The 26,368-nt window shown below is 62.1% G+C and carries 24 protein-coding genes; 13 read left to right on the top strand and 11 right to left on the bottom strand.

The annotated features are described in order from the left end of the window. Positions 1-52: 52 nt before the first annotated feature. Positions 53-1,678, top strand: coding sequence for a long-chain fatty acid--CoA ligase (locus tag ACQR3T_RS25400; RefSeq protein WP_428695338.1), 1,626 nt, complete (start codon positions 53-55; stop codon positions 1,676-1,678). A gap of 35 nt (positions 1,679-1,713) precedes the next feature. On the opposite strand, the gene ACQR3T_RS25395 is transcribed toward ACQR3T_RS25400, so the two are convergent. Then, positions 1,714-2,145 (bottom strand): hypothetical protein, encoded by a 432-nt coding sequence (locus ACQR3T_RS25395; protein WP_155290836.1) that lies wholly within the window; start codon positions 2,143-2,145, stop codon positions 1,714-1,716. Between the two features lie 217 nt (positions 2,146-2,362). Continuing rightward, the gene (locus ACQR3T_RS25390) at positions 2,363-4,108 is read right to left on the bottom strand and encodes a TerD family protein (RefSeq protein ID WP_428695337.1); all 1,746 of its coding nucleotides are present in this window, start codon (positions 4,106-4,108) and stop codon (positions 2,363-2,365) included. Between the two features lie 868 nt (positions 4,109-4,976). Here ACQR3T_RS25390 and ACQR3T_RS25385 point away from each other — a divergent pair. The 3 genes from ACQR3T_RS25385 (at position 4,977) to ACQR3T_RS25375 (ending at position 6,281) form a co-directional block, all read left to right on the top strand. Then, positions 4,977-5,237, top strand: a complete 261-nt coding sequence (locus ACQR3T_RS25385) for a helix-turn-helix domain-containing protein (protein ID WP_428695336.1) — start codon at positions 4,977-4,979, stop codon at positions 5,235-5,237. A gap of 90 nt (positions 5,238-5,327) precedes the next feature. Beyond that, the gene (locus tag ACQR3T_RS25380) at positions 5,328-5,792 is read left to right on the top strand and encodes a nucleoside deaminase (protein WP_428695335.1); all 465 of its coding nucleotides are present in this window, start codon (positions 5,328-5,330) and stop codon (positions 5,790-5,792) included. Positions 5,793-5,903: 111 nt separating this feature from the next. Beyond that, positions 5,904-6,281: a DUF6941 family protein gene (locus ACQR3T_RS25375; RefSeq protein ID WP_428695334.1), complete on the top strand. Its 378-nt coding sequence runs from the start codon at positions 5,904-5,906 to the stop codon at positions 6,279-6,281. Between the two features lie 42 nt (positions 6,282-6,323). Here the strand turns inward: ACQR3T_RS25375 and ACQR3T_RS25370 are convergent, their stop codons facing one another. From ACQR3T_RS25370 to ACQR3T_RS25360, 3 genes are all read right to left on the bottom strand, one after another. Further along, on the bottom strand, positions 6,324-6,713 hold the full coding sequence (locus ACQR3T_RS25370; protein WP_428695333.1) for a hypothetical protein: 390 nt from the start codon (positions 6,711-6,713) through the stop codon (positions 6,324-6,326). A gap of 379 nt (positions 6,714-7,092) precedes the next feature. Next, a complete protein-coding gene (locus ACQR3T_RS25365) occupies positions 7,093-7,356 on the bottom strand; it encodes a hypothetical protein (RefSeq protein WP_428695332.1) in 264 nt (87 codons plus the stop codon). 33 nt (positions 7,357-7,389) lie between these two features. After that, complete coding sequence (locus tag ACQR3T_RS25360; protein ID WP_428695331.1) at positions 7,390-7,764, bottom strand: hypothetical protein; 375 nt, start codon at positions 7,762-7,764, stop codon at positions 7,390-7,392. Positions 7,765-7,959: 195 nt separating this feature from the next. Between ACQR3T_RS25360 and ACQR3T_RS25355 the strand changes: the two genes are divergently transcribed. Beyond that, positions 7,960-9,147, top strand: coding sequence for a Fic family protein (locus ACQR3T_RS25355; protein WP_428695330.1), 1,188 nt, complete (start codon positions 7,960-7,962; stop codon positions 9,145-9,147). 110 nt (positions 9,148-9,257) lie between these two features. On the opposite strand, the gene ACQR3T_RS25350 is transcribed toward ACQR3T_RS25355, so the two are convergent. The 6 genes from ACQR3T_RS25350 to ACQR3T_RS25325 form a co-directional block, all read right to left on the bottom strand. Beyond that, the gene (locus ACQR3T_RS25350; RefSeq protein WP_428695329.1) at positions 9,258-10,091 is read right to left on the bottom strand and encodes an HpcH/HpaI aldolase/citrate lyase family protein; all 834 of its coding nucleotides are present in this window, start codon (positions 10,089-10,091) and stop codon (positions 9,258-9,260) included. After that, positions 10,088-11,251: an acyl-CoA dehydrogenase family protein gene (locus ACQR3T_RS25345; protein ID WP_428695328.1), complete on the bottom strand. Its 1,164-nt coding sequence runs from the start codon at positions 11,249-11,251 to the stop codon at positions 10,088-10,090. Before ACQR3T_RS25345 ends, ACQR3T_RS25350 begins: the two co-directional genes overlap by 4 nt. A 39-nt stretch (positions 11,252-11,290) precedes the next feature. Continuing rightward, entirely contained in the window at positions 11,291-12,661 is a 1,371-nt protein-coding gene (locus ACQR3T_RS25340) for an MmgE/PrpD family protein (protein WP_428695327.1), read from the bottom strand. Then, complete coding sequence (locus tag ACQR3T_RS25335) at positions 12,658-13,875, bottom strand: CaiB/BaiF CoA transferase family protein (protein WP_428695326.1); 1,218 nt, start codon at positions 13,873-13,875, stop codon at positions 12,658-12,660. The genes ACQR3T_RS25340 and ACQR3T_RS25335 overlap by 4 nt, the downstream gene beginning before the upstream one ends. Continuing rightward, positions 13,872-14,435, bottom strand: a complete 564-nt coding sequence (locus ACQR3T_RS25330; protein WP_428695325.1) for a MaoC family dehydratase — start codon at positions 14,433-14,435, stop codon at positions 13,872-13,874. The genes ACQR3T_RS25335 and ACQR3T_RS25330 overlap by 4 nt, the downstream gene beginning before the upstream one ends. Positions 14,436-14,566: 131 nt before the next feature. Then, the gene (locus ACQR3T_RS25325) at positions 14,567-15,301 is read right to left on the bottom strand and encodes a FadR/GntR family transcriptional regulator (RefSeq protein WP_428695324.1); all 735 of its coding nucleotides are present in this window, start codon (positions 15,299-15,301) and stop codon (positions 14,567-14,569) included. A gap of 305 nt (positions 15,302-15,606) precedes the next feature. On the opposite strand from ACQR3T_RS25325, the gene ACQR3T_RS25320 reads away from it, so the two are divergent. From ACQR3T_RS25320 to ACQR3T_RS25285, 8 genes are all read left to right on the top strand, one after another. Continuing rightward, a complete protein-coding gene (locus ACQR3T_RS25320; RefSeq protein ID WP_428695323.1) occupies positions 15,607-17,688 on the top strand; it encodes a hydantoinase/oxoprolinase family protein in 2,082 nt (693 codons plus the stop codon). Beyond that, positions 17,685-19,502, top strand: coding sequence for a hydantoinase B/oxoprolinase family protein (locus tag ACQR3T_RS25315; protein WP_037148397.1), 1,818 nt, complete (start codon positions 17,685-17,687; stop codon positions 19,500-19,502). Before ACQR3T_RS25320 ends, ACQR3T_RS25315 begins: the two co-directional genes overlap by 4 nt. After that, positions 19,448-20,707: an amidase gene (locus ACQR3T_RS25310; protein ID WP_428695322.1), complete on the top strand. Its 1,260-nt coding sequence runs from the start codon at positions 19,448-19,450 to the stop codon at positions 20,705-20,707. The genes ACQR3T_RS25315 and ACQR3T_RS25310 overlap by 55 nt, the downstream gene beginning before the upstream one ends. 175 nt (positions 20,708-20,882) lie before the next feature. Beyond that, the gene (locus tag ACQR3T_RS25305) at positions 20,883-21,899 is read left to right on the top strand and encodes an ABC transporter substrate-binding protein (protein ID WP_428695321.1); all 1,017 of its coding nucleotides are present in this window, start codon (positions 20,883-20,885) and stop codon (positions 21,897-21,899) included. 76 nt (positions 21,900-21,975) lie between these two features. Then, positions 21,976-22,740 (top strand): ABC transporter ATP-binding protein, encoded by a 765-nt coding sequence (locus ACQR3T_RS25300; protein ID WP_219520223.1) that lies wholly within the window; start codon positions 21,976-21,978, stop codon positions 22,738-22,740. Next, complete coding sequence (locus ACQR3T_RS25295; RefSeq protein ID WP_428695320.1) at positions 22,737-23,561, top strand: ABC transporter permease; 825 nt, start codon at positions 22,737-22,739, stop codon at positions 23,559-23,561. Before ACQR3T_RS25300 ends, ACQR3T_RS25295 begins: the two co-directional genes overlap by 4 nt. Beyond that, the gene (locus ACQR3T_RS25290; RefSeq protein WP_428695319.1) at positions 23,561-24,382 is read left to right on the top strand and encodes an ABC transporter permease; all 822 of its coding nucleotides are present in this window, start codon (positions 23,561-23,563) and stop codon (positions 24,380-24,382) included. Before ACQR3T_RS25295 ends, ACQR3T_RS25290 begins: the two co-directional genes overlap by 1 nt. 704 nt (positions 24,383-25,086) lie before the next feature. Then, entirely contained in the window at positions 25,087-26,367 is a 1,281-nt protein-coding gene (locus ACQR3T_RS25285; protein WP_428695318.1) for a GmrSD restriction endonuclease domain-containing protein, read from the top strand. Position 26,368 lies beyond the last annotated feature (1 nt).

The following is a 26,368-nucleotide window of genomic DNA, read 5'->3' as shown; positions in this document are numbered from 1 at the left end:
GTGTGACGCGGAGCACAACGACGTGTAAGCCGAGACTTCAGGAGCGAGATCGATGAAGAGCACCATGCAGGACACCCCACTGTCTATCGGCCAGCTGGTTCGATTCGGGACGTCCATTCACTCCTCGGCCGAGATCACCACCTGGACCGACGGCGGCCCCACTACGGTCACCTTCGGGGAATTGGGCAGGCGGGCAGCGCAACTGGCGCACGGTCTACGGTCGATCGGCGTCGACGACGATCAGCGCGTCGGAACCTTCATGTGGAACAACGCCCCGCACATGGAGGCCTATATGGCGATTCCTGCGATGGGCGCGGTACTGCACACGCTGAACATTAGACTCTTCCCCGAGCAGCTCACCTACATCGTCAACCATGCCGAGGATCAGGTGATCATCGCCGACGCGAGCCTGCTTCCCCTGCTGACACCCTTGCTGCCGACGTTCGAGACCGTCCGTCATCTCATCGTGGTCGGCGTCGACCCGGCGCAGGTTACTGCACCCGACGGCATCGAAGTGCTGGGTTACGAGGACCTGCTGGCGGGTCAGCCGGAGGAGTTCGACTGGCCCGAGCTCGACGAACGATCCGCTGCCGCAATGTGTTACACCTCGGGCACCACCGGTGACCCCAAGGGGGTCGTGTATTCGCATCGCTCGATCTACCTGCATTCGATGCAGGCCTGCATGACCGACGCGATGGCGATTGCGCAGTCCGACAAGGTCTTGGCCATCGTGCCGATGTTCCACGCGATGTCGTGGGGCTTGCCCTATGCAGCGCTGATGGTCGGTGCGTCGCTGATCATGCCCGACAGGTTTTTACAGCCGGCTCCGTTGGCGGAGATGATGTCGACGTTGCATCCGACGGCGGCGGCCGCGGTTCCGACGATCTGGCAGGCCCTGCTCGCTCACTTGGACGAGCACCCAGCGGATCTGTCGAGTCTGCGTGACGTGGTGGTCGGCGGTGCCGCGTGCCCGCCGAGTCTGATGAAGGCATTCCACGAGAAGTACGGCGTGCATATCTCGCAGGCGTGGGGCATGACCGAGACCTCACCACTGGGCACTTCCGGCAAGCCCGACGCCGGCCTGTCTCCGGAGGACGAGTTCGACTTGCGCTGCACACAAGGCAGATTCGTGGCCGGAGTGCGAGCACGCCTCGTCGGCGATGCCGGTGAGGTGTTGCCGTGGGATGGCAAGACCGTCGGCGAACTCGAGGTGCGTGGCCCGTGGATCACCGGTAGCTACTACCGCGCCGACGCAGACGACAAGTTCGACGACGGCTGGCTGCGGACCGGCGACGTGGGCACGATCTCCGAAGGCGGCTACCTACGACTGACCGATCGCTCCAAGGACATCATCAAGTCCGGTGGCGAGTGGATTTCCTCGGTGGAACTCGAGAACCAGGTGATGGGACACCCGGCCGTGCGGGAGGCCGCGGTCATCGGTGTGCCGGACGCCAAGTGGGATGAACGGCCTCTGGTGGCTGTCGTTGTCCGCGAGGGTGCCTCGGTGACGGCCGAGGAATTGAAGGAGTTCCTCGACAGTCGCGTCGCGCATTGGCAGTTGCCCGAACGCTGGACCTTCATCGACGAGGTTCCGAAAACGAGTGTGGGCAAATATGACAAGAAGCGACTGCGTAGCTCACACGCCGACGGAGCGTTGGAGGTCATCGAGTTGGTGTAGGAGAACACTTCTCCCACGTCGACGTTCGCTGCGTCTCAGCGCGACACCCTCAAACCGCACACCGATGCGAAATCCGTGACCAACGCTTCGATTCGAGGCTTGGTTCGTCGAACTTCACGAAACGCAAACCACCCCCACGCTACGTAAGCCACCGCGGCTACGCAGACCAGGCCGGCTGAGAGGACCGATGTAAGTAACGACCGAGGAGCTATCAGTGCCATGCCGACACCCAGGAGAACGGCCAACCCTCCGGCGAAGGCGGCTACGAACTCGGCCGGATTGGACTGCCGATAGCTCCATTGCACACCGACCCGGTAGAACGCATAAAGTCCGTCGTAACGAGACCTGGCTGCCTCGTTGGGCAAACCCATCGCTTCCAGGTTCTCTGCGAAGACGAATTGCCGTTCCTTCCGCTCGTAAGCCCTGGCGAGCGTCCTCGCGCGGCTGCTGAGATTCTCATCCCGCATTCGCCACAGAGTGGTCGCGATGAGCGGCACGCAAACCGCTACCAGTGCTGATACTGCAGACAGAGCCACCATGTTGTCCCCCTACGCATTCGGCCGATCAATTGGTGACGAGCGTAGACACCTCCACTGACAGCTTGATCGTCTGAGACCTATGAGACGGCGAATGCCAGCGGTGCGGCCCACCGCGTGGACAGCGCGTATAAGTGAGGAGGGTCAGCTAGCTGTCGACCTCGACGCCGTATCTGACGGCGAGTTCAGCCAATCCGTCGTCGTAGCCCTGACCGATGGGTCGGAAGCGCCAAAGGCTCCCCCGGCGGTAGATCTCTGCAAGCAGCATCGACTGTTCGGTCGTCGCTGCGTCGAGCACTGCCGTGGCGACCGTCGAATCGACTCCATCGAGCGATACCGAGACGGCACCGACGTCGCCGAATGTCTTGTCGCCGTCTATGGCTGCGGCGATGACGATACGGGCGCATTCTTCGGGAACGAGTGCCAGATCGATCCGCACACCCTGTTCACTGTCTCCGTCAATGGACATCGAGACGGCGCCGTCCGAGGTAGCCGGAGCGTTGTAGAAAACGAAATCCTCGTCACTGGATACCAATTCGTCGTCGTTGACCAGGAATGCGACGACGTCGACGCCCACCCGCTCGGACTCGTCGGCTCGCCACGAACTGTTCAGCGTCAGCATGGTGACGCTGGGATCCAGATCGACGACACCACCACGCGGCACCAGCGGGGCGATTCGAGACCGCCGCGCCGGAAGCGGAGCAGGCTCCTCGATCTTCAGCTCGCGGTCGATCGATGCGGGCGTCAGCACTGTGAGATCCCGTTCTCTCACCTTCGGCATCCGCGGATCTCCGTCGCCACCGTCCAGGATCAGGATGTCGGTGACGCCTGCGCTGAGATTCACAGCCGGTGTGGCCCCGAGTTGGATCAGGCGAGAACGCATCAGTACGGATTCCGCATGCGAACCACCCATGACCAAGACCCTTCTTGTCTGCCAGGGCTTGGCGACTGGATCGGGCTGCTGCACGGGTGGCTTCGGCTGGGTCTGCGGCCGAGTACCTTTCGGCGTTCCTGGCTGCACATCCCGGAGTAAGTCGAGCAACTCCGACTCCGAGATTATCCGAAGGCCATGGGCGCGAGCCCGTTCGACCTTTCGGCTTTCCGTTGTGGGATCCGAACACACCACCACGCTGGTGAACCGGCTGACGGAGTTCATTACGTCCAGGCCCGCTTCGGTGAGCTGAGCGGCCAAACGCAATCGCGGAATGCGCGTGTCGCCGCTGATCACGACGCGCATGCCCTGAATCAGACCGCCGTCCTCATCAAGAGGACCAGGGTTCTCCCACGTGCAATGTGTGCGAGGAACGGTATCCGGATACAGAGTCAGTCGCTCGGTGCACGTGACGACGGGAAGGGGAAGTTCGAGCGACCTGGCCAGTCGAGCGCTGTGGGTGAACACCTGCGCCAGCACGCGGGCATCGTCGTAGGCGTCGTGTGCATTGGACTGCAACACTTTCCAGTGCGCTGCGAGGGTGGACAGCTTGTGGTTGGGCGTATCGAGTTGTAGTCGCCTCGACAATGCCACGGTGCACAATCGCTGCTTCGTCGGCATGTCGATGCCCGCACGCATCGATTCAAGCTTCAAGAAGCCGTGGTCGAAACTCGCGTTGTGCGCGACCATGGTTCGACCGTCCAGCAAATCCATGAGTTGCGGGGCGATCATGTCGAACGTCGGTGCACCGGCAAGTCGTTCGGGCGTCAGTTTGTGGATGTGCACCGGACCGGGATCGCAGCCCGGGTTGACCAGAGTCGACAGTTCGCGTCCGACCCGTCCGTCCTCGTCGACCGTCAGAGCGGCCACGCTGAGTACCCGATCACGGGACGCCTTCAGACCCGAAGTCTCGACATCGACGACGACCCACTTGTCGCTGCCGCTTCTGAGCGCGTTCCTCACAGAGCTTCCACCTTCGACCGCGTCGGACAGTGGTGGTCACTATGCCGTACGGGCGATCCTCAATACGGAAAATGCCGATCGCGGGTCGCTCTATTTACACTGCGGACCGGTGATGTAGCCCTGCTCGCAGCCATACTGGGTTTGTATGCCTCCGCTGGTCGGTTCCTCTCCACACAGAACTCCGCACCGCTCATACCCATTCATGACACCATCACCGTTTCGATCTTCGGACTCGTTGTACGGATAGCCGGACTCGGGCGACGGCGCGGTCGCAGCACATCTCGGGTCGTTCACCGCGTACGAGCCATCGGTGAAGACTGCAGTGCCGCCGTAATCGCAATATCGCAATTCAGGAGCCGCAGGCGCGACGTACGTGTCGCATTCAGCTTCGTACCCTGTTGTTCCGTCTGAGTACAGGGCAGTGCCGGATTGATACAGGTCCAAGTTTCCGCACTCGTAGGTGACTGGTTGGGGCGGAGGAGCGGGCGGCGGCTCAGGTGCAGCCGGAGCGACGACGGTGGAGCTAGGCAATACCGAGACAGTAGCGCTCGAGCTGCTCGTCACAGAAACAGCATCGCTCGGTGTCTCGTTGGGGTTGCTGGAGCAGCCGACGCAGGCGAGAGCTATTGCGGTGATTGCAATGAACGTTCTCGTGGACATGGCAACTCCGAACCGGTCGAGAATGCGTGGACCCGCCCTCGGCACAGGCCATGTCGGCTCAGTATCGCAGGGAACTCCGCGCGAAAACGCATGATTCGATGTTCGGACCGAGCACTATGCCTCAGTACGCAGGCGTAAGCGGGTTCCACACGACAATTACCACGGGTAATCTCCTCTATGCATGTAGATGCAAGCACAAGGAGCAAATGTGGCCACCCCGCGACGACGAACCCGAGTGCATTCGAGTGAGCTGGCCGAATCCTTCGTCGCTCGTCGGCATCAATTGCGCCTCACTCACGCAGAACTGGCATTGCTTGCGGGAGTTGGTCGATCGACAGTCCAAGCTCTCGAAGGCGGTAAGGACTCGGTCCAACTCGATGGTGCTATCGCAATGGCGGATGCGCTGGGCTGCAGGATCACTCTGAACAATCCATCTGACATTCCTGTGCCGCCGCTCGATCCGCGTTGACAACAGGCTGCACGCCCATTGGCAATCTGTTCGACGCCTGGTCGACTGACACGGATCACGTTCGCAGTTCGTTGTCACCTAGGAGGAACCTTGACCGATCCCGCACGCACCGATGAGTACTTCCTCGGACTCGCACTGGAGCAAGCACAGATCGGCTGGGAAGAAGGCGGCGTTCCGATCGGCGCGGCACTCGTCCACGACGGTGACGTGCTCGCTGTGGGCCGGAACCGCCGCGTGCAGATGGACAGCGCAATTCGCCATGGAGAAACCGACTGTATCGAGCGAGCGGGTCGGCTGCAGGCTTCGGTGTATCGCAACTCTGTCCTCTACACCACGTTGTCCCCGTGCTTCATGTGCGCGGGAACCGCTCTGCTGTACGAAATTCCTCGGATCGTCATCGGCGAGAACCGCTCGTTCGAGAAGTCGGAAAGCTTGCTACGCGAACATGGGGTTGAGGTCGACGTCCTCGACGACGCTGAATGTGTGCGACTGATGGAACGCATGTTGGCAGAGCGACCGGGCCTGTGGCTCGAAGACATCGGCGAAGAGGCATGAGCAGCGCAGCCGAACACGAACCCACCGCTTAGGGTTGTGGACGCGACTGCTGACCCCGTGTGTCGCGAACACTCCGAAGCCAGTGTCGATCGAAGGAGGTAGGCGAAGCCGATGAACATCACCGGGTTGTTCTTCGCCGAGTACGCGCGAGCCTCCAACGACATGCTCGACATTCTCGGCGGTGTCTGGGATTCGTGCACGGTTCCTCGCGACACCCGCATGCTCGAATGCCGGCTGGTCGCGCTACTACAGACGGGACCCGACGACATCGGTAAGGACTTTCCCGCGACTCTCGAAGTGCTCGACGCGAACGGCGAGCACATCGTGAATCAGCGTGGCCTGAAGATCCCCGGTGCCGGTTTCACCGGCGAGAATCGATTCTGGTTCCTGCCGATGCAGATGGTGTTCCGCGACGAAGGACGGCACAACTTCATCCTCAGCGCCGGTGGGGCCACGGCGAGCGTCGGGCTTCGCATCGCCTTCGGCTGACGTCAGCGCGGCACCGGGCCGGTCGAGTGTCTGCCATGCGCACTATTCATCGACGCTCGTCAACCTCTTTGCCGCTGCATCGGTTTCAAGTTCGACTCGGGCCTCCGGGTTGTCGATGTAGAACCGAATCCATTGTTCCAACGCGACCGGGTGGATGTCGAAGCGTCTGCAGTCGAGTTCGATGTATTGGCCTTTCGGCATGAGTTCGATTCTCCAGAGCAAGGTTGTGAAGCGCCGGTTCATCTTCGCCAACTCGTCGACCCTGATCAGAACCATCGGGTACGACTCCATGACCACAGCAGTGTCTCTGATGTCCACCCATGGCACCAGGAGGTCGAATGCCCAGCCGCGGTGGCGAATACCGTCGTCCGAGAGCTCGAGGTAGCCACTGCGAATTCTGCGCAGCAGGATTGGAATAAGGAACGAGGCCATCGACAATCCCATTACCGCTAGGAGCCATCCTGCCCCACCCGAGGTGAAACCCAACGCGATCGTGCAGGTCGACAAAGAGCTGACTATTACGACGAGCAACCGCAAGGCCACCGGGTTGTAGCGCACGGTCGATCCCTGCACCCATCGCCGGACGTCAGAGCCTGTCTTGAGCGACCGCACGTTGGTCCACGCGAAAGCCGCTGTGCTGACGCAAAACACAGCGAATCCAAGAGTCGACAGCGCTTAACCGACCATTCCCTCCATGACGCTCACCACGCACAAGTACAGAGCAATCAGCGCCGCGAACCCGAAGATCGCGCTTCGCGCGATCATCGACCCCGGTGATGCCACCCAGCGCCGCAATTCGCGGGGCCGCACGTCAGAAAATCGCATCCCACGCCCCCGTCGCCAATTCCCCGATTGCTGATCCCGTGTCGGCAACTGCCGCAGCACCATCGTTGATCGCGTCGCCGACGCTACCCAAACCTTCTGTGTACAGGGTGTCGACAGCGCCGGAAGTAAAGATGCCGACGATCGCCCCGCCGGCCGCACCGACGAGAGTCCCGACTCCCGGCACTGGAATCACGGTGCCGATGAGAGCACCCGCGGCGACTGCCGCACCGAATCCGAGACCGCCCGACACTCCCCGACGCGGCCAGATCGCCGCCCCACAGGATCAGACGCAGTAGGGATCGTGCCGGTTCCACTGACAGGCCGGCCCTATCGAAGGCCTGGTGGACTGCTTCAGCGAGACAGCGCCTGCCATGTCGCCTCGCCCGCGCGATACCCCGCCTCGAACAGCCATTGGCCACTCGGAAAAGTCCTCGGGGTCGACCACCACCGTCTCCACGCCACCGTTTCCATGCCGCTTGGGCATGTTCTCAGGATGCGACGGGAACCGATCCTTCGAGTAGGCCAGCTCGAGGGTCTGCCGAATGATCAGCCACGTCTGCGGTGTGAAGCCCACTGCTTCAGCACGTTTCGCAAGGTCGATCCAGGACTCACTGTTCGCGTATCCGCCTTCGAGTACCAGCCTTCGGGTCTCGAGCATCGGAAATACTCCGAACCATATCGGCGGATAGCTCAGCAATGTCTGGTACCAGGCACGACGGCGCTCGGGCGGAATGGGTTCCCATTTGGCCTGTGCCGCTTCGTCAACGCAAACTACGCCGTTCTTGACTACACTTAAGTACATCAAAGTACATTAAGATGGTCATTGCCGTATTTTCGCGAAGGAGGCGTTGGTATGCCGTGGCCTCCACATGCCCGTACAACCAAGAAATGGCAGCCTCGACATCGCCAAGGCTCGAAGGCCGACCGCACGCTTGGTCAAATCGAGGTGTCGATCCCTCCTGCGATCAAAGACCTGGTCTTTTCGCCGTCCAACGAGGCCGCTCAGGCGCAGGAAGCTGCGATCATTGCGGTAGCTCGTCTCGAAGCAGGATTCGGAGAGCACCTCGCGCCGCTCGCAGATTTCTTGCTCCGAAGCGAATCCGTGGCGTCATCCAAAATCGAGAGTGTCGACGCCGGTTGGCATGCGTTCGGTCGCGCATTGGCCGGGGGCAAGGCGAGCGCCGATGCCAAGTCTCAACTTGCCGCAGTTCACGCGCTGAGCACGATGGTCGACGCTGCAGGCCGTGGACCGATGTCGCTCGACACCTTCCTCGACGCACACCGACTTCTCATGGCTCCCGATTTCTACACTGCGAAAGACAGTGGCGCACTACGCGATGTTCAGAATTGGATCGGTGGCAGCGACTACACACCCATCAATGCGCTGTACGTTCCACCGCCGCCGGATCTCGTCCCTGAACTGATGGACGACTTGCTGGTGTTCGCGAACCGCACGGACATGCCGATCATCGCGCAGGCCGCGATCGCTCACGCACAGTTCGAGTCCATCCACCCGTTCACCGACGGCAATGGCCGAATCGGACGCGCATTGATCAGCGCGGTATTGCGCCGACGCGGCCTGACTCGTCGAATCACCGTTCCCCTGGCCTCGGCGATGCTCGCCGACACGACTCGGTACTTCTCCTTCTTGACGGGGTACCGCAGTGGACAGGCGGACGAGTTCGTCCACTATCTGGCTTCAGCCGCTGTGCACGCAAGCGAAGCGTCAGCGGAGTCGGCGCACGCTCTCTCGGAGCTGCCGGGTGCGTGGAAACACGTAGCAAAACCTCGCGCCAATTCTGCTGACGAAGCTCTGCTTGCCCGACTGCTGGAGGTGCCGATCCTTAACGCAGACATGGCGACAGAGATCACCGGAACAACCGATGTCAGCGCGTATCGCGCACTTGGTCGACTGACCGAGGCAGGCATCTTGGAGTTGATCTCCACGAGCAAGCGAAACCAGATATGGGCGGCGACCGACGTTCTGGCCGAGCTCGACGCACTGAGCGCCGCGATCGGCAAACGGACACTCGGTCCTTGAACTCGAGCGCTGGCGGAGGTCGGAACAACGGTTCGGCGGCGGTTAGGCGAGCAACTTCAACCTGACCGCTTGTAGGGCTACGTCGGGCTTCGCATCGCCTTCGGCTGACGTCAGGTACTGATCGTCTCCCGCGCAGCACCTCGCTCCACCACTCGTCGAGCAGTTCGGGCAACGGCTTCGTCGATCAGGAATCCCTTGCGGTCGACGGCCACACCGGACTCGGCACGTTCCAAGTCGGCCAGCAGTTGCTCGGCTTCGCGTACTTCCAACTCGGAGGGCACGAACACCGTTCGTACAGGAGCGAGTTGAGCCGGATGAATACACGCACGACCGACAAAGCCGAGACCGGCCAGAGTGCGGGTATCGGCCTCGAATGCATCGGCATCGCGGAAGTTCCGCGACACCGCAGCAGGCGGCGGATCGATCCCCGCCGCCACGCTGGCTGCGACCACCTGAGCGCGCACGAACGACAGTGACTCCGCCGAGCCGTCGACACCCAGATCGGCAGCGAGGTCCACCTCCCCGATCTGAAGGAACCGCACCCGAGGCGCACGGGCAATCTCAAGAGCGGCGAACACTCCGGCGGCCGTCTCGATGAGGGGCGACACCACCGCGCAACTGCCATTCAAAAGAGCATCGGCCTGCTCGACCTCGCGAGCAGACGACACCTTCGGCAGCCAGAAACCAGTCAGGTTCGGGTGCATCACCGCGCGAATATCATCCTCCTGCAACGCCCCAGGATTGACGCGCACCCAAATCTGCACGTCACCCGGATCGCAGGCAGCCACCCACGCAGCCACCGTCGCACGAGCATGATCCTTGTTCGCCGCGGTGACCGCATCCTCGAGATCCAACACCACCGCATCAGTTCCAGAGTTCAGTGCCTTGTCGAACCGCTCCGGCACGTCCCCGGGAACGTAGAGGTACGTCAGAGCCGACTTCATCCGATGACTCCCGTACCCGCGACGAGGGACTTCGCGATGACGGTGCGCATGATGTCGTTGGTTCCCTCCCCGATGGCCATCAACGGGGCGTCGCGGTAGAGGCGCTCGACGACGAACTCGGTGGAGTAGCCGTACCCACCGTGAATGCGCATGGCTTCGAGGCTGGCGGTGATGGCGGCTTCGGAGGCGAAGTACTTCGCCATGCCGGCCTCCATGTCCACGCGCTTACCCGAATCTGCCTGTGATGCAGCCCAGTACGTCATCAACCGTGCAGCCTGGAGCTGGGTTGCGATGTCGGCAATCTTGAGCTGGATGGCCTGGAACTCGGCGATAGGCTGACCGAATGCAGTGCGCTGCTTCGCGTATTCGAGGGCGGCGTCGTAGGCAGCCTGCGCGATGCCGACACTGCGTCCGGCGATGTTGAGGCGACCGATCTCGAGCCCCGACAGTGCTTGCTGCAGGCCACGGCCCTCCACACCACCGAGAAGAGCATCGACGGGGACGCGCACATCGGTGAAGGTGATCTCACACGATTCGGTGCCCTTGTAACCGAGCTTGCCCATGTCGCGCTGCACCTCGAACCCGTCGGTGCTGGTGTCGATCAGCAGCAACGACATTCCCTTGTGCGCGGGAGTCGTGGTGGTGTCGGTCTTGACCAGTACCGGAAGCACATTCGCGTGGCGTGCGTTGGTGATCCATGTCTTCGCACCGTTGACGACGTAGTGGTCGCCGTCGCGCTTCGCAGTGGTCTTGATGCCTTGCAGGTCGGTTCCGGCACCGGGCTCGGTGAGACCGACGCCCGTTCGCCATTCGCCGGACGCGAGCTTGGGCAGCAGAGTCTTCTTCTGCTCCTCGGTGCCGTGCTTGCCGATCATCCAGCACGACAGGTTGTGGCTGCCGAGAATTCCGGCTACGCCCATCCATCCTCGGGCGAGCTCCTCGTAGACGAGGGTGAACGAGACCTTGTCGAGGTCGAGACCGCCGTACTCCTCCGGCGTCGTGATCCCGAACAGTCCCATGGCCTTCATGTGTTCGACGATCTCGGTGGGGTATCGCCCCGTCTTCTCCCATTCGTTCGCGACCGGGATGATTTCCTTGTCGACGAAGATGCGCAACGCTTTCCGGAATGCCATCTGCTGTTCGTCATACGTGAAGTCCATGATGATGTCCTGTCGATTGGGGTGTCGTCGATCGAAGTGTCACGGTGCCGGCGCGATGGCTGCGGCGAGGTCGAGGATGGCGGTCAGGTCGGTTTCGTCGACCAACCCGAGGACGCGGTCGGCCAGCTCGTTGGCGCGAGAGTCGTTTCCGCAGTTGCCGAGAAACTTCTCCAGCAGACGGTCGTCGCTGAGCGGGAACCCGGCGGAGCCTTGGCTGCCGCCGACGGAGGCGTCGAGCACCCGGCCGTCGGTGAGGGTGAGAACCGCCCTGCCCGACGCGGCCGCCGCGGGAACCTCAGACGGTAGGTTCGTCACCCGGACCTTGCGGGCGGTGACGAGAACGTCCTCGCGTGCGATTGATCCGTCGGTGTAGGTCGAGACGGTGATCGCTCCGTCGTGCAGCAGTGCCGCCACACTCCACGGCAGATCGAACTTGCCGTCGTAGGTACTGCGCGGTGACGCGACCCCGGTGTTGGGTCCGCAGACGAACGGACTCGAATCGGGGTGAACGAACACCTCGATGTCGTCGACATCACTGGCCTGAACTGCGTCGTCGCCGAGCGCCTCCGACACCGCATCGAGCGTCACGTGCATCAGTTGGCAACTGGGGTACGGCTTGATGCCGATCCGGGTGGCTTCCCACCGCGTGCCGAGTCCCTCCGTCAGTGCCGCGAAGTTCGTCGGCCGGTCGGTCAACGCAGCGTAGATTCCGCGTCGACCTTCGAGGACTGAGGACGGGCCGGTGGCACCGGCGGCCGAGAGCCGGGCGGCAAGCACACCGTTCATGCTGGCCGATCCGGGATGCAGCGCCTTGGTGTCGGCGTCGGTATCGAGAAACTCGAGCAGACCCGAACTCGACGACCCGGCGATCCCCAGGGCGTTCACCAACGTCTCGGTGTCGAACTTCGAGAGGTGTCCGGCGACGAGTGCGGCTGTCAACGGCCCTACCGCTGCCGTGGCATGCACACCCCGAGCGTGAAATCCGTGCGGGCTGACTTCGCCGAGGCGGCAGGCGGTTTCGAGCCCGAGAGCTGCGGCGGTCAGCACATCTGCACCCGAGGCCGATACCTGCTGTCCGACGGCGAATGCCGCAGGAAGAGATACGGCCGTCGCGTGAACCAATGCGCCCGCATGCGTGTCATCGAAGTCCAGGGAGTGCAGCATCACCCCGGTCGCGAAGGCGGCTGCCGGCGCGGACAGGCCTCGGGTGCCGGTGAGAGGCCGCGCCTCCGGTGGTCCGCCGAGAGCGTCGGCCACTGTCCAGCCCGGTCGGCCGTAGCCGAGGCGTTGGGCCGCAACGGTATTACCGACGCCGTCGAGTAGGTGACGCGCGGCCGCGTGCCGAACCTCCTCGGACAGATCGGCGACGGTGACACCCGATGCCCACTCCGCCAGGATCGTCGAGGTCACGCCCGCACCTCATCTTTCGCCGTACCGAAGGCTCCCTCCGCCTTCAGTTTCGCGACGCGTTCGTCGTCGTAGCCCAGTTGGTCGCGCACGATGTCGTCGAAGTGCTCGTTGCGCTGCGGTGCTCGGCGGTACTGCTTGGCCTCGGAACCGAAGTTCACCGGTGAGGCGACCTGACGCACGGTGTTGTACACCGGGTGCTCGGTCTCGACCACAAGATTGCGTGCGAGCGTGTGTGGTTCGGTCAGCGCGTGCTCGACGTCATTGATCGGACCGGTAGGCACCCCGGCCGGGCCGAGCTTCGAGAGCCAGTGCTCGACGGTATTAGTAGCGAACACCTCTTCCAGGATCGGCAGCAGCACGTCCTGGTTCTTGCCACGCAGCGAGAAGTTGGTGAACCGTGGATCGGCACCGAGGTCCGGGCGGTCGATGGCGACGACGAGCCGGTCCCAGAACTTCTCCTTCGCGCAGCCGACGATGAGCCAGCCGTCCGTTGCCTCGAAGGCCTGGAACGGAACCAGGGACGGGTGAGCGGAGTTCTTCGTGCGGATCGGCTCGAAGCCGGCGTTGAGATGCCACGTCGCGGGATAGGTGAGCAGCGACATCGCTGTGTCGTACAACGAGACGTCGCAGTCACCGCCGATGCCGTCGCGTCGGGCAGCGTGCAATCCCGAGAGCAGCGAGATCGCGGCGACGAATCCACCGGAGTAATCGACCAGCGACAGACCGGATTTCGTGGGCGGGCCGTCGGGATCGCCGGTCACGCTCATCCAGCCGGCGAGGCCTTGCAGAATGTAGTCGTAGCCAGGCTCTTTCGCGCGAGGGCCGGTCATACCGAAGCCGGTGAGGCTGCAGCACACGATCGCGGGATTGAGGTGCTTGAGCTGGTCGTAGGTGATGCCGATCTTTTCCGGCACGTCACCGCGGAGGTTGGAGTAGACGGCGTCGCTGGTGCGGACGAGGTCCTCAAATACCGCTCGCCCACTTGGGGTCGAAAGGTCCAGTGAGAGAGAGCGTTTGTTGCGGTTGAAGCTCTCGAAGAACAGCGAGTCTTCGCCCTCGTTGTAGGGCGGGACGTAGCGTCCGACGTCGCCGCCGACGCTGGGGTCCTCGATCTTGATGACATCTGCGCCCAGATCTGCGAGGTGCAAGCTACCGAATGGGCCTGCGCCGTACTGCTCGAGGGAGATGATGCGGACGTCTTCGAGTGGCCTCATGCGTCGGAATCTTTCGTCTGTAGTTCAAGGTCCGCCGGGAGTTCGAGCGGGCCGTTCTGCGCTTCGGGGAAGTAGTTCTGCCCGATGCCACTGTCGCGGGTGGCGACCATGACCGAGCGCTTCCATGAAATGACTTCGACGCCATCCTGATTGAGGCCGCGGGTGATCATCGAGACGATGCCGGCGTAAGGCCTGGACTCGGATTTGCGCAGTCCGGTGCAGATGCTTTCGGCGTAGAGCGTGTCGCCTGCGTAGACCGGGTGCGACATCTTGATGTCGGTGAAGGCGAGGTTCGAGATCGCGTTCTGGCTCATGTCGATCACCGAAAGTCCCAGTACCACAGAGACTGTGAAGCCGGAGTTGACGATGACCTTCCCATCGGTGATGGGATTCTGCGACGCCAGATGCGCGTTGAAGTGGTTCTGGTTGGTGTTGAGCGACAGCAGCGTGATCCACGTGTTGTCGGTCTCCGAGATCGTCCGCCCGAAGGGATGTTGGTAGACGTCCCCCACGGTGTAGTCGTCGAAGAAGCGCCCCAGAACGGCCGGATGGATTGCCACCGTGTCTCCTCGTGTCGGTTTGGCGAGTGCCTTACCTAGACCATAAACATCAGATGTTTACGGCGTCAAGGGTTCGAGAAAACCGGTAATCAGCAAGCTTCGCGTGAATCGACTCGATAAAGAGCAGATGTTTAGGTGTTGCGGAGTCGATCCATCTGACGGTACGAGTCGCCGAGGTGGTCGAGATGCTTACGCATCAAGTCCATCGCGGCCATCGAATCACCGGCCTGCACCACGTCGAGCAGTCCCCGGTGGTCGCTGTCCACGCACTGCCAGAAGCCCTCGGGCGCGTGGTCGCGGCCGAATCGGCCGGACAGGACACGGAAAACAGGAGCGGTGATGAGCTCGAGCAGGGGATTGTGGGCTGCGCGCAGCAAGACGAGGTGGAATTCCTGGTTCTTGGCGAAAGTCTCGGGCCCCTGCAGTTCGTTGGGGTCGAAAATCGTCGCGTTGAGCTGCTCGAGGTGCTCATCGGTGCGGCGGAACGCGGCAATGCCCGCCGCCGGAACCTCCATCAGGTTGCGCACTTCCATGAGCTGGTCGACGGTGACAGTCTCCGCGGCGGCCATCAGAGCGACACCGGTTTCCAGATGCTCGCTGATGTGTCCGACGCTGGGGACGGCGACGAAGCTTCCACCGGTCACTCCCCTGGTCGTCTCGATCAGGTTCTGACTGGCCAAGGAACGAAGTGCTTCACGGATGGTGCTACGCCCGACGCCGAATTCGGCCGTGAGCTCGGCTTCGCCGGGTAGCCGCTCCCCTGGCTGCAGCTCACCGGAGAGGATGCGGCTCCGAAGATGGCCGGCGAGAACCGCATACGCGGGGACACTCTTGGCGGTCGCCTTGAGCGGAGCCGATTGGGCCACGTCTTCCCCCTGATGTCGCTCGACTGTTTCTACTGACCGGTCGGCTCGAGCTTAGCCTGGCCGCTGCCTCTAGACGCAGAGATCACGACGGACGATACATCCGCTTTTTAGCAAGAAAATGCGCATACCGGCCCTGATCCAGGCCAATATTTGGACAAAGCCGACGCAATACATCAGAGGTATTGCTTTTCCCGTCGATCATCAGCACTATGACTCATGTCACCTCAGCAGTGACCCCACGACTTCGTAGGACACGCGGAGCACGCCTTTCCGCTCCCCTCGGGCACCGACAGAACGGACGCAGCATGAAACGCATTGGAGTCGACGTCGGCGGCACGTTCACCGACCTCGTCCTGTGGGACGACGACGGCACGGTCGTCGTGCACAAGACCCCGTCCACCAACCACGACCCCTCGATCGGCACGATGGACGGCATCAAAGTTCTCGCCGAACGCGCAGGGATCGACCCGTCCGAAATCGACATGTTCTTCCATGGCACCACCGTGGCCACCAACATCGTGCTCGAACACAACGGCTGCGACGTTGGCATGATCACCACCGAGGGCTTCCGCGACCTGCTGCACATCGCGCGCAAGAAGCGTCCTCTCAATTACTCGAACTACCAGGATCTTCCGTGGCAGAAGTGGCAGCTCGTGCCGCGACGCAACCGTCGGGTGGTCCCCGAACGCATCGATGCCGCAGGAAATATTCTCACCCCACTCGACGAAGATGCTGTACGCGAACAGGTTCGACTGCTGCGTGAGCGAGGCGTGCAGGCCATCGCCGTCGCATTCCTGCACGCGTACCGCAACCCCACGCACGAGCAGCGCGTGCGAGCCATCATCGAAGAAGAGTTTCCCGGCGTCTTCATCTCCCTGTCCAGCGAGGTGGCTCCGCAATACCGCGAGTACGAACGCTTTTCGACCGCAGCGCTCAACGCGTTCATCGGACCGAAGACCTCGAAGTACATCGAGAATCTGGCCGGTAAGGCCAAAGCTGCACAGGTCGGTGAGGACGTGCACCTGATGACCTCGGCCGGCGGGCTCGTCACCTCTCGCAGCGCCAGCGAAATCCCGGTCTCACTCTTGACCAGCGGTGTGGTCGCCGGCCTGCTCGGTGGCTGCGCCATCGGCAAGGCGTCCGGGTACCCCAGCGTCATCACCCTCGATGTCGGTGGCACCTCCGCGGATGTCGGCGTGGCCCCGGACGGCGCGCTGCGGATGAAGCATCTGCTCGACACCCGAATCGGTGACTACCACGCGATGGTGCCGATGGCCGAGGTCGACACCATCGGTGCCGGCGGCGGTTCCATCGCCGTGGTCGACGACGGGGGCATGTTCCGCGTCGGACCACGCAGTGCGGGTGCCGTTCCCGGTCCCGCCTGTTACGGACACGGCGGCACCGAACCGACCTCCACCGATGCCATGGTGATGATGGGATGGCTGCGCGAGAAGAGCTTCCTGTCCGGAACCATGGAGGTCAAGCCCGAGCTGGCGCGCGGAGCGATTCAGACTCACATCGCCGACAAGCTCGACACCCCGCTCGACGACGCCGCGATGGGCATCTTCAAGATCCTCGCCCATTCCATGACCGAGGCGATCAGCCTGCACTCGGTGCGCAAAGGCTATGACCCGCGCGACTTCTCACTGATCGCCGAGGGCGGTGCCGGTCCGCTGTTCGCCTGGCAGATCGCCGACCAGCTCGGCATCCCGCGCGTGATCGTGCCCGGTCACCCCGGCATCACCTCCGCCGTCGGCCTGCTCACCACCGACATCCGCTACGAGGAGCCGACGACGGTGTGGACGTCGTCTGCGGACCCGAACATCGAACTGCTGCAGGAGCAGGTCGAGCGTCTGTCCGCCCTCGCCGTCGCGCAGCTCGAGAAGGACGGCGTTGCAGCCGAGAACATTTCGCTCGAACGCAGCGTCGACTGCCGTTACGTCGGCCAGGGCTACGAACTCCGCGTCGCCGCGCCGGACGGCAACATCGACGATGTGTGGGTCAAGACCGTCGCCGAGGCGTTCCACGACGTGCACGGACGTACCTACTCTCAGCGGTTCGACGACAAGCCCGTACAGCTGATCAACGTCCGCGTCACCGGCGTGGGTGCGGTCCCGCACGTGCAGATCGCCGACATCGCCGTGGGCTCCGCCGACTCCTCGGCCGCGATCAAGACGACCACAAAGGCACTGTTCTGGCAGGACGAGACGTCCGCGCCGCAGTGGGTGGACACCCCGGTCTACGAGCGGTCGTTGTTGTTGGCGAACAACGAGATCGACGGTCCGGCAATCGTCGAGCAGTTCGATTCCACCACGATCATCGGCATGAATCAGCATGCCACCGTCGACGCCGTCGGCCACATCATCATCGAGAGGAACCCCGCATGAGCAAGGCGCTGATGCCCACCACCGGAGTGTCACTGGCCGGCGAATCCACTCGAACCTGGAACGACGTCGAGGTCGATCCCATCACGCTGCGCGTCATCGGCGGAGCCCTGCAGTCGATGGCCAAAGAGATGGCCCAGGTGCTCTACCGCATGGCGTACTCGTCGCTCATCCGCGAGTCCGAGGACCTCGGCGCGGGCATCTTCGACATCAACGGACGTGAGCTGTGCGAATCGGATTCGACTCCGATGCACTGTGGTTCGATTCCCGCCTACATCAAGGGCGTCAACCGTCGCCTCGCCGGAACGTACAAGCCCGGAGACGTGGTGCTGCACAATCATCCGTACCACGGAGCGGCTCACTCCCCCGATTACGGCGTGATCATTCCGATCTTCTGGCAGGGCGAGCACATCGGGTTCGCCGGATGTACCGGGCACGTGTCCGACGTCGGCGGCAACTTCCCCGGCCTGTGCATGGACGTCGTCGATGTGTGGGCCGAGGGCAAGCTGATGGACTCGATGAAGATCTACGAGGCCGGGGTCCGCAACGACTACCTGATTCAGCACATCCTCGACAACGTCCGTACCCCGGAGCAGAACCGCGGCGACCTCGAAGCATTGATCGCGTGCTCGCGCATCGGCGAGAAACGATTCACCGAGCTGCTCGAGAAGTACGGCCTCGACACCGTCATGAGCGCGGGCGAACGCTGGATGGACTACTCCGAGTCCATGCTGCGCAAAAAGATTCGCGAGATTCCCGACGGCAGCTACACCGCACCCATCGGCTACCTCGACGACGATGGCAAGAACCGCGACGAACCGCTCAAGGTGGCCGTGCGGGTGCAGGTCGAGGGCGAGGACATTCTCATCGACCTCACCGGATCCAACAGCCAGGTCCCCACCGCGTTCAACGTCCCGTTCGAGGGTTCGGTTCTGCCGGTGGCCGTCTCGGCCATTCGCACGATTCTGCTCGACGAGGACCTGACCGAGGAGTTCGTTCCCCAGAACGACGGGTGCTTCCGGCCCGTCAAGGCCTATGCCCCCGAGGGGACGATCTTCAATCCGGACTTCCCCGCATCGTGCTTCGCGCGGTTCTCGCAGGTGAACCGGGTGTTCGACTCGATCAATCTCGCTCTGGCCCCGGTGCTTCCGGACCACGCGATCGCGGGGTCGTCCGCCGCTCTGTGCGCCATCGCGTATTCCGGTATCGCGCCGGACGGCGAATCATATTGGGTCTACATCGAAATCAACGAGGGCTCCTACGGCGGCCGCAACGGCAAGGACGGTATGGACGCCGTCGACGCCCTGATGGCCAACACTCGCAACAACCCGATCGAGGAGCTCGAGCTCAACCACGCGATGCGTGCGTTGCGGTACGAGCTGCGCGACGAGGCTCCCGCACCAGGGAAGTGGCGCGGCGGTATCGGCAGTGTGCGCAAGTGGTTGATGGAGACCGATACGTTCCTCGGTTCCGAGGCCGACAACCGGTCGGATCCTCCGGCCGGAGCCCTCGGTGGTCACAACGGTGTGTCCGGCTCGTTCACCAGGAACGCCGGGACCGACCGCGAGGAAGTGTTGTACTCCAAGGTCACTCAGGAGACGATTCGTTCCGGTGAGACGCTGGAGATCAAGCTCCCCTCGGGCGGTGGATTCGGAAACCCGTTCGAGCGTGATCCCTTCCAGGTGCTCAGCGACGTCTGGGACGAGTACCTCACCGAGGACGATGCTCGACGCGACTACGGTGTGGTCGTGAACACCGATTCGTGGACGGTAGACGAGGACGCGACGGCCGAGTTGCGCGCCCGGAGCGCAGCCTGATCGAGGACGGGACCTTCGGCGGTGTCGTCCGGTGGATCGACGACCGGAACGACACCCCGGGGCCCCTGTCCGGCCTGCGCATCGGCGTCAAAGACAACATCGACGTGGCCGGCGTCGAGACCACCTGCGCGTCGGAGTTCTTCGAGCACAACGTCGCCGACACTGATGCTGAGGTCGTCACCCGCCTGCGGCGCGCAGGCTGGTCGGTGGTCGCGAAACTGAACATGGCCGAGTTCGCCGTCGGCGTGACCTCACAGAACTCGGCTGCCGGCCCGTCCTACAACCCGTGGAATACCGCTCGGGTGCCCGGCGGATCGAGTGGCGGCTCAGGGATTGCCGTCGCCGCCGGATCGGTCGACGCGTCCCTGGGCACCGACACCGGCGGGTCGGTGCGCCTCCCCGCCGCGGCGTGCGGAATCTCCGGTCTACGCCCCAGTTGGGGATCGATCAGCAACGACGGCGTGTTCCCGGTGAGCGAGCAATTCGACACCGTCGGCCCGATGGCAAGGTCGGTCGCAGAGGTCGAGGCGCTGTTCGACGTCCTGTCCCCCAGCCCCTCCGAATTGCTCGCCGTGACACGCATCGGTGTCCCGACCGTCTTCCTCACCGCGGACGTGGATCCGGGCGTCGCGCAGACCGTTGCAACCGCGGTGCGCACGTTCGCCGAGCTGGGGTACGAGATCGTCCCCATCGAGCTGGGGCATGCCGCCGATGCCCAGGACATCGTCTACACGATTGTCTACAGCGACCTCGCTCGCCGCCATCGGCACCGGCTCGACACCGAGCCCTCCCGTTTCCAACCCGCGACCTATGAGCGAATAAGGTTGGGCCTGAGCATCTCCGACTCGGACCGCGCCCGTGCACTCACCGGCCTCGATCGGTTCCGTCAGGCCATGACCGCCACGTTCGAGATTGTCGACGCGGTGCTGACCCCGGCCATGCCCGTCGATGTTCCCCCGAGGGACGGGGGCGACGACGTTGTCGCGCTCTCGCGCCGGATGGGACAATTCACGTACCCGTGGTCGTTGCACGACGGCCCGACGCTGGCTCTGCCTGTCGGGTTCCACCCGTCCTCGGGCATGCCGGTGGGAGCGCAGCTGACCGCTGCTGCGCACCGTGAGGGTGCACTGTTCGGCGTGGGTGACCGCTATCAGTCGGTGACCGACTGGCATCGGGCAGTACCACCGCATACATCAGATATTTAACCTGAACTGTTCGCAGATTGCCGCCGCTTTGTCCGATTTTCGCCCACCTTGACGCCCTAAACATCTTATGTTTAGGTGGAAGACAGCTGTTACGTACGTCTCACTACGGGTGGGCATGCGACAGCCGACACTCCCACTTCGGCACCGTCACGCCGATCAGCAAGCGAGGACGCAGATGCATTTACGCCGAATCACCTCGATCATGACAGCAGTGGCGCTGTCCGGCGCGCTGGTGGCATGCGGATCGGATCCCGGCCCCGACGCGGACCCCGCCAATCCGGTCACGATCGACGTCACCGTCTCGGCAGCGGCCGAAATCTACAGCATCCCTTGGCTTGTCGCGCAGAAGCAGGGACTGTTCGAGAAGCACGGCGTGATCGTGGAGAACATCGTTCCGGGCAAGGGCGGCAGCGCGACCATGCGCACGCTGCTCGACGGCAACATCCCCATCGGTGAGGTCAGCTACCCGTCGATCGTGCAGGCGGACGCGGCCGGCTCCGAACTGCGCATCGTCGGCGGCGGAACGCAGGGGCCGTACCCAATGAACTTCTACGCACTCGCCTCGAATCCCAACATCAATTCCATCGAAGACGTCCGCCGTTGGGCCTACACCCGGCCCAACTCGGCGTCCGATGCTCTGACGCGTCTGCTTCCCTCCGTTGCGGGCGTCGACCCGAGCCGGATCGAGCGGGTTGCCTCCGGCGGTATCGGCGAGGGCTTCGCGCTACTCGAAGCCGGCAACGTCGATATCGCACTCGTTCCCTCCATCGTCGCCGAACAGCGGCCGGAGGATTTCAAGCTGATCGTCAGCAGCCCCGACTACATGTCGCGGTTCCTGCAGTCGACGATCACCACAACCAAGGATTACGCCGCGAGTAATCCCGGTGTCGTACGGGCCATCAATGCCGGTTACACCGAGGCGGTGGCGTCCATCAAGGCCGATCCTGTTGCAGCCGCGCAGATCTACGCGGACTACACCGGCTTCGATGTGGAGTCGGCGACCGCGGTGGTCGAGCGCGCAGCCTCGGTCGACACCTGGGGCGGCGGCTTCGACACCGCGTCGGTCGAATCCGCCCAGGACGGCGTCGAAGCGTCCGGCAGCGATCGAGTACCCAATTTCTGCACCCTGTTCGACCCGGAGTTCCTCGCCGAAGGAGTCGAGAACGATGTTCCCGGCGACTGCGACTCCTGACAGCATTTTCCCACCACCAGAAGGTATCGACGTGACTCACGCAGCGACTCGACCCCGCCCCGACACCACCTCTGCCATCGCCGTCGCCTCGTCGGTCTCGCGGCGCTTCGGTGATGTGACCGCCCTCCACGAGATCGACTTGTCCATCGGCCGAGGCGAATTCGTCTCCGTCGTCGGACCCAGTGGCTGCGGTAAGTCCACTCTCCTCGAAGTGTTCGCCGGCCTACAGGATCACGACGGCGGCACCGTGTATGTCGACGGCCAACCACTGACCGGCCCTCGGTCCAAGACTGCGGTGATCTTCCAGGAATCGGCGACGCTGCCCTGGCGGACCGTCCGCGACAACGTCGCGTTCGCTCTCGAAGTCCGGGGTGTCGGGAAGAAAGAACGTCGGTCCCGAGCCGACGAGCTGCTAAACACTGTGGGGCTGAGCAAGTTCGGCGACCACTACCCCACCCAGTTGTCCGGCGGTATGCGCCAACGTGTGGCCATCGCGCGCTGCCTGTCCATGGAGCCCGATCTCATTCTTGCGGACGAGCCGTTCGGCGCACTCGACGAGCAGACGCGACTGGTCATGTCGTACGAGCTACTCAAGATCGTCGAAAAGCTAACGTGCGGAGTCCTGTTCATCACCCACAGCATCCAGGAAGCGGTACTGCTGTCCGATCGCGTGCTGGTGATGAGCGCGCGGCCCGGTCGATTCATCGACGAGGTGGACATCGACCTCCCGCGTCCACGGTCCGAAGACGTACTGGCCAGTCCCGACGCTGTCGCTCTGCACGAACGTATTTGGTCGCGGCTGCGGGACGAGGCCAAGAAGACGATGAGCATCGAACCATGAGTGCCCCCACGCGCGAGATCACGCGCGCCTCAGTCGTCCCCGGATACATCCGGCCGGCCCCCTCCAGACAGCTCGGTCTCCCCGCATGGGGTTGGACCGTGCTCATCCTCGTCGCGGCACTGGTGGCCATCGACATCTCGGCACGGTTCTTCGCCTCACCGCTGGACATCGTTCCGGTAACCGACATGATGTCGACGTCACTGGGCTTGCTGACCGATCCGGACTTCCTGATCGACGAGTTGGGCCGGACGCTGGGCATCATCGTTCTGGCGTTCGTGCTCAGTTCCGTACTCGGTGTTGCCGCCGCGTACGTTCTGTGGCGGTACGAGCTGTGGGACAGAGCGTTTCAGCCGTACCTCAACGTCTACTACGCCGTCCCGACATTCGCGCTCTACCCCATCATGGTGGTGCTGTTCGGTGCCGGCGTGGCTCCGATCGCCATCCTGTCCACCATCTTCGCCTTCGGTGTGGTTGCGTTGAACGCACACACCGGATTCAACGCGGTGTCGCCGATCGTCACCAAGCTCGGGACCACGCTGATGTTGACGCGCTGGCAGTACTTCCGATCGGTGCTTCTGCCGTATGCGCTGCCGAGCATCGTGACCGGGCTCAAGCTCGGGCTCTCGTACGCCGTCATCTCGGTGTTGGCCAGTGAGTTCATCCTGTCGACGCAAGGGCTAGGCCACTTCATCTCCATTGCCTACGACGGGTTCGACATAGCCGACATGTACGCCGGGATCCTCATAGTGGCGCTGATCGCTCTGCTCTCGACCTCGCTGATCTCGCTCGCGCTCAACCGATTCGATTGGAGGCGCCGCTGATGAGCAGCACCTTGGACAGAGTAGCCACCGCCCCGACCACTCCCCCGAAAGCCGCCTCGTCCGCTAGCCGCACCAACGCCCGACGGTTCCTGCCACCCGTGGTCGTCGCCGTCGTCGCGGTGTTGATCTGGTGGGTCTCGGCCGTTCTGGTCGACAGCCTCATCTTCCCGACGCCTGCCGAGGCCATGCGTTCTCTGGTCCAGGATCTGGGCAACGCAGACTTCCGAGTCAACGTCTACGACTCGCTCCGCATCCTTGTACTCGCGTTCCTTGCCAGTACCGTCGTGGGTTCACTGCTGGGCCTGACACTGGGCCTGAGTCCGTTTTGGACCCGAACCATCGCCCCGATCGTGTACTCGATCAACAGCATCCCGAAAATCGTGCTGTACCCGATCTTCCTGTCGTTCCTCGGTATCGGCGCACTGAGCCGATTCGGGTTCTCCTTCTACGCCGCGTTCATCCCGATGTTCCTCGTCGCGGTCGAGGCGACGGCATCGGTCCAACGAATCCATCTCAAGATGGCGGCGTCGCTGCAGGTGAGCTGGCCCAGGCTGATCCGTCAGATCGTCATTCCCGCAGTGCTTCCAGCATTGGCGACGGGTATGCGGATGACCTTCGGCTTGGCATTCCTGGGTCTGCTTCTCGCCGAAATGTTCTCGTCGTCCAGTGGCATCGGCTACGAACTGCTGCGCAACGTGAGCCTCGTGCGGATGGAGAACATCATGGGCACGGTTGTGTTGATACTGGTGATGGCACTGCCACCCACGATTGCGCTGCAGTGGTTGGAGAGTCGAATCACCTCGAAATACGGCGGTCAGTAGTCACACAGGACCCAGGCAGGTTGGCCAGCCGTCGAACAGCCGGGACCAGGCGGTCCAGGCATAACACGCCATCTCGTACTCAAAAATAATCAATCCGGTCTATTCTTGCCGCCACTCAGAGCTATGGTGTGCTAAGTGATCCTCACCATGGCACTGACGGGAACGGCAAATCCAGACGCGCCGGCCCACAAAATTCGGGACTGCCAAATCGTTTTGAGCATACCCGTGCTACCGAATTCGCTGTCTCCGACATGTCGATTTTCCTGGCTAGTACGATCGTTCTGCGACGGGGCTTGACAGACTACGTGCCAGTCGACCAGATCCATGAGTGAATCACGTCCGACCTGGCTGCGAACAAATCCGCCAGTTAATTGCCGAAATTCGACTATCAAGCACGGCCTTGCGACCATTGCATCTAGGTTTGGCATCCTTACTTTGACTCTAACCGAGCGTTGACCAGGACGTACTGAGCCCGGCCAAAAAATTGTCCGAGGTCCTCGCCGGGGATAACGTACAACTCACATGCTCTCCGTGCAGACGTGACTCCAGATCGTGGTTCTGGCTGGAATCCGACTGCTATCGCCTTGCTCTCCACCCTGCCACCGGCACACCTCACTATGTTCTCAAGACTGCGCCAACATAACATGGCGACGTATATACTTTTGACGAGCTGTCCGTAACCGCCCAAGGAGCCGAGCCCGAACATGACGATCGACGATGAGCATGAGACCGATTCGCATACAATCGAGTACCGCCAAGCCGATTCGGAGCTAGGAGGCGATGACTTAGATGAGGAATCAGACGAAGAAAGTCCGTCGTCTTTAACGGCCGACGATGTCGACGACGTACTTCTTTATACCCTTGACTGGAGCGTACAGAGTCTTCTAGAAAGAATAGGAGGAACATTTGATATTAATCCAGCATTTCAAAGACGAGATGCGTGGAATGCGGACCGCAAGAGCAAGTACATTGAGTCACTTATGTTGGGCTTGCCCGTTCCACAGGTGGTGCTTGCCGAAGACAAAACGCGCAAGGGAAGCTTTATTGTTTTGGACGGCAAACAGCGCCTAGTGACGATGAAGCAATTCGGCGACCCAAATGACAGCTTTCGAACATTTAAATTAAAGAATCTTCAATTCTTGAGCAGTCTAAATGGTATGAGTCTGCAGGAGATACAAAACGAGTCTCCCGAGAGCAGGTCTTACGTTGACAACTTCTTGGCACAACCAGTTCGAACTATTGTTGTTCGAAACTGGGGTAAACCTGCCGTGCTATACCAGATATTCGTAAGATTAAACCAGGGAAGTCTTCCGTTGTCCCCTCAAGAACTGCGGCAAGCCCTATTTCCAGGATCATTTTCGTCCTGGATAAACAATAGGTCGGCAAGAAGCGCTGCAATTCATCGCGCACGCCGAACAAAAGGCGAAGACTTTAGGATGCGCGACGCCGAGATGCTACTTAGGTCCGTCGCTCTCCAGCAGAACTTGGAAAGCTATGACGGGGACCTACGCCAGTTTTTGGACACCATGTGCGAAACCGGGAATAAAGATTGGGAATCCAACCGAGAGCGCTACGAGTCGCTTGCAGATCGTACTGAACTTGCGATCGAGAGGACGGAGAAGATTTTCAAATTAACCAATTCGTTCTTGAGATACGACGGTGAAAAGGAGCAGTATGTTCGACGATTTAATATTGCTGTCTTCGACACAATGTGCATCGTTCTATCGTCGGAAGAACTCACAGATAGCTTAGTGTCGCAATTCTCACAGGAAATACGAATGGCGTTCGAACAACTCTGCTCGGACAGTCGAGAATTTGAAAATGCCTTAAAATCGACCACGAAGACAGCGCGCGCGACAGCGACTCGCATAAAACTCTTCGCGGAGGCAGTTGAACGCTGCACCGGGGCAACGCTTGACGCTTCAGCTCGCGCCAATGCATTGCTAGATCGCGTAACGTCCACGTCCAAGAATAAGGCATCTTGAA

This window comes from Rhodococcus sp. IEGM1428, from assembly GCF_050321865.1.
Taxonomy (GTDB): domain Bacteria; phylum Actinomycetota; class Actinomycetes; order Mycobacteriales; family Mycobacteriaceae; genus Rhodococcoides.
The sequence above is the reverse complement of the archived record's forward strand: the minus strand, read 5'-3'. Positions and strand labels throughout refer to the sequence as shown.

Coding starts and splice junctions, on each gene's coding strand:
- ACQR3T_RS25400 (WP_428695338.1), top strand. CDS start 53: ATGAAGAGCACCATGCAGGACACCCCACTGTCTATCGGCCAGCTGGTT.
- ACQR3T_RS25395 (WP_155290836.1), bottom strand. CDS start 2,145: ATGCGGGATGAGAATCTCAGCAGCCGCGCGAGGACGCTCGCCAGGGCT.
- ACQR3T_RS25375 (WP_428695334.1), top strand. CDS start 5,904: ATGAACATCACCGGGTTGTTCTTCGCCGAGTACGCGCGAGCCTCCAAC.
- ACQR3T_RS25370 (WP_428695333.1), bottom strand. CDS start 6,713: ATGGCCTCGTTCCTTATTCCAATCCTGCTGCGCAGAATTCGCAGTGGC.
- ACQR3T_RS25360 (WP_428695331.1), bottom strand. CDS start 7,764: ATGCTCGAGACCCGAAGGCTGGTACTCGAAGGCGGATACGCGAACAGT.
- ACQR3T_RS25355 (WP_428695330.1), top strand. CDS start 7,960: ATGCCGTGGCCTCCACATGCCCGTACAACCAAGAAATGGCAGCCTCGA.
- ACQR3T_RS25350 (WP_428695329.1), bottom strand. CDS start 10,091: ATGAAGTCGGCTCTGACGTACCTCTACGTTCCCGGGGACGTGCCGGAG.
- ACQR3T_RS25345 (WP_428695328.1), bottom strand. CDS start 11,251: ATGGACTTCACGTATGACGAACAGCAGATGGCATTCCGGAAAGCGTTG.
- ACQR3T_RS25335 (WP_428695326.1), bottom strand. CDS start 13,875: ATGAGGCCACTCGAAGACGTCCGCATCATCTCCCTCGAGCAGTACGGC.
- ACQR3T_RS25320 (WP_428695323.1), top strand. CDS start 15,607: ATGAAACGCATTGGAGTCGACGTCGGCGGCACGTTCACCGACCTCGTC.
- ACQR3T_RS25315 (WP_037148397.1), top strand. CDS start 17,685: ATGAGCAAGGCGCTGATGCCCACCACCGGAGTGTCACTGGCCGGCGAA.
- ACQR3T_RS25305 (WP_428695321.1), top strand. CDS start 20,883: ATGCATTTACGCCGAATCACCTCGATCATGACAGCAGTGGCGCTGTCC.
- ACQR3T_RS25295 (WP_428695320.1), top strand. CDS start 22,737: ATGAGTGCCCCCACGCGCGAGATCACGCGCGCCTCAGTCGTCCCCGGA.
- ACQR3T_RS25290 (WP_428695319.1), top strand. CDS start 23,561: ATGAGCAGCACCTTGGACAGAGTAGCCACCGCCCCGACCACTCCCCCG.
- ACQR3T_RS25285 (WP_428695318.1), top strand. CDS start 25,087: ATGACGATCGACGATGAGCATGAGACCGATTCGCATACAATCGAGTAC.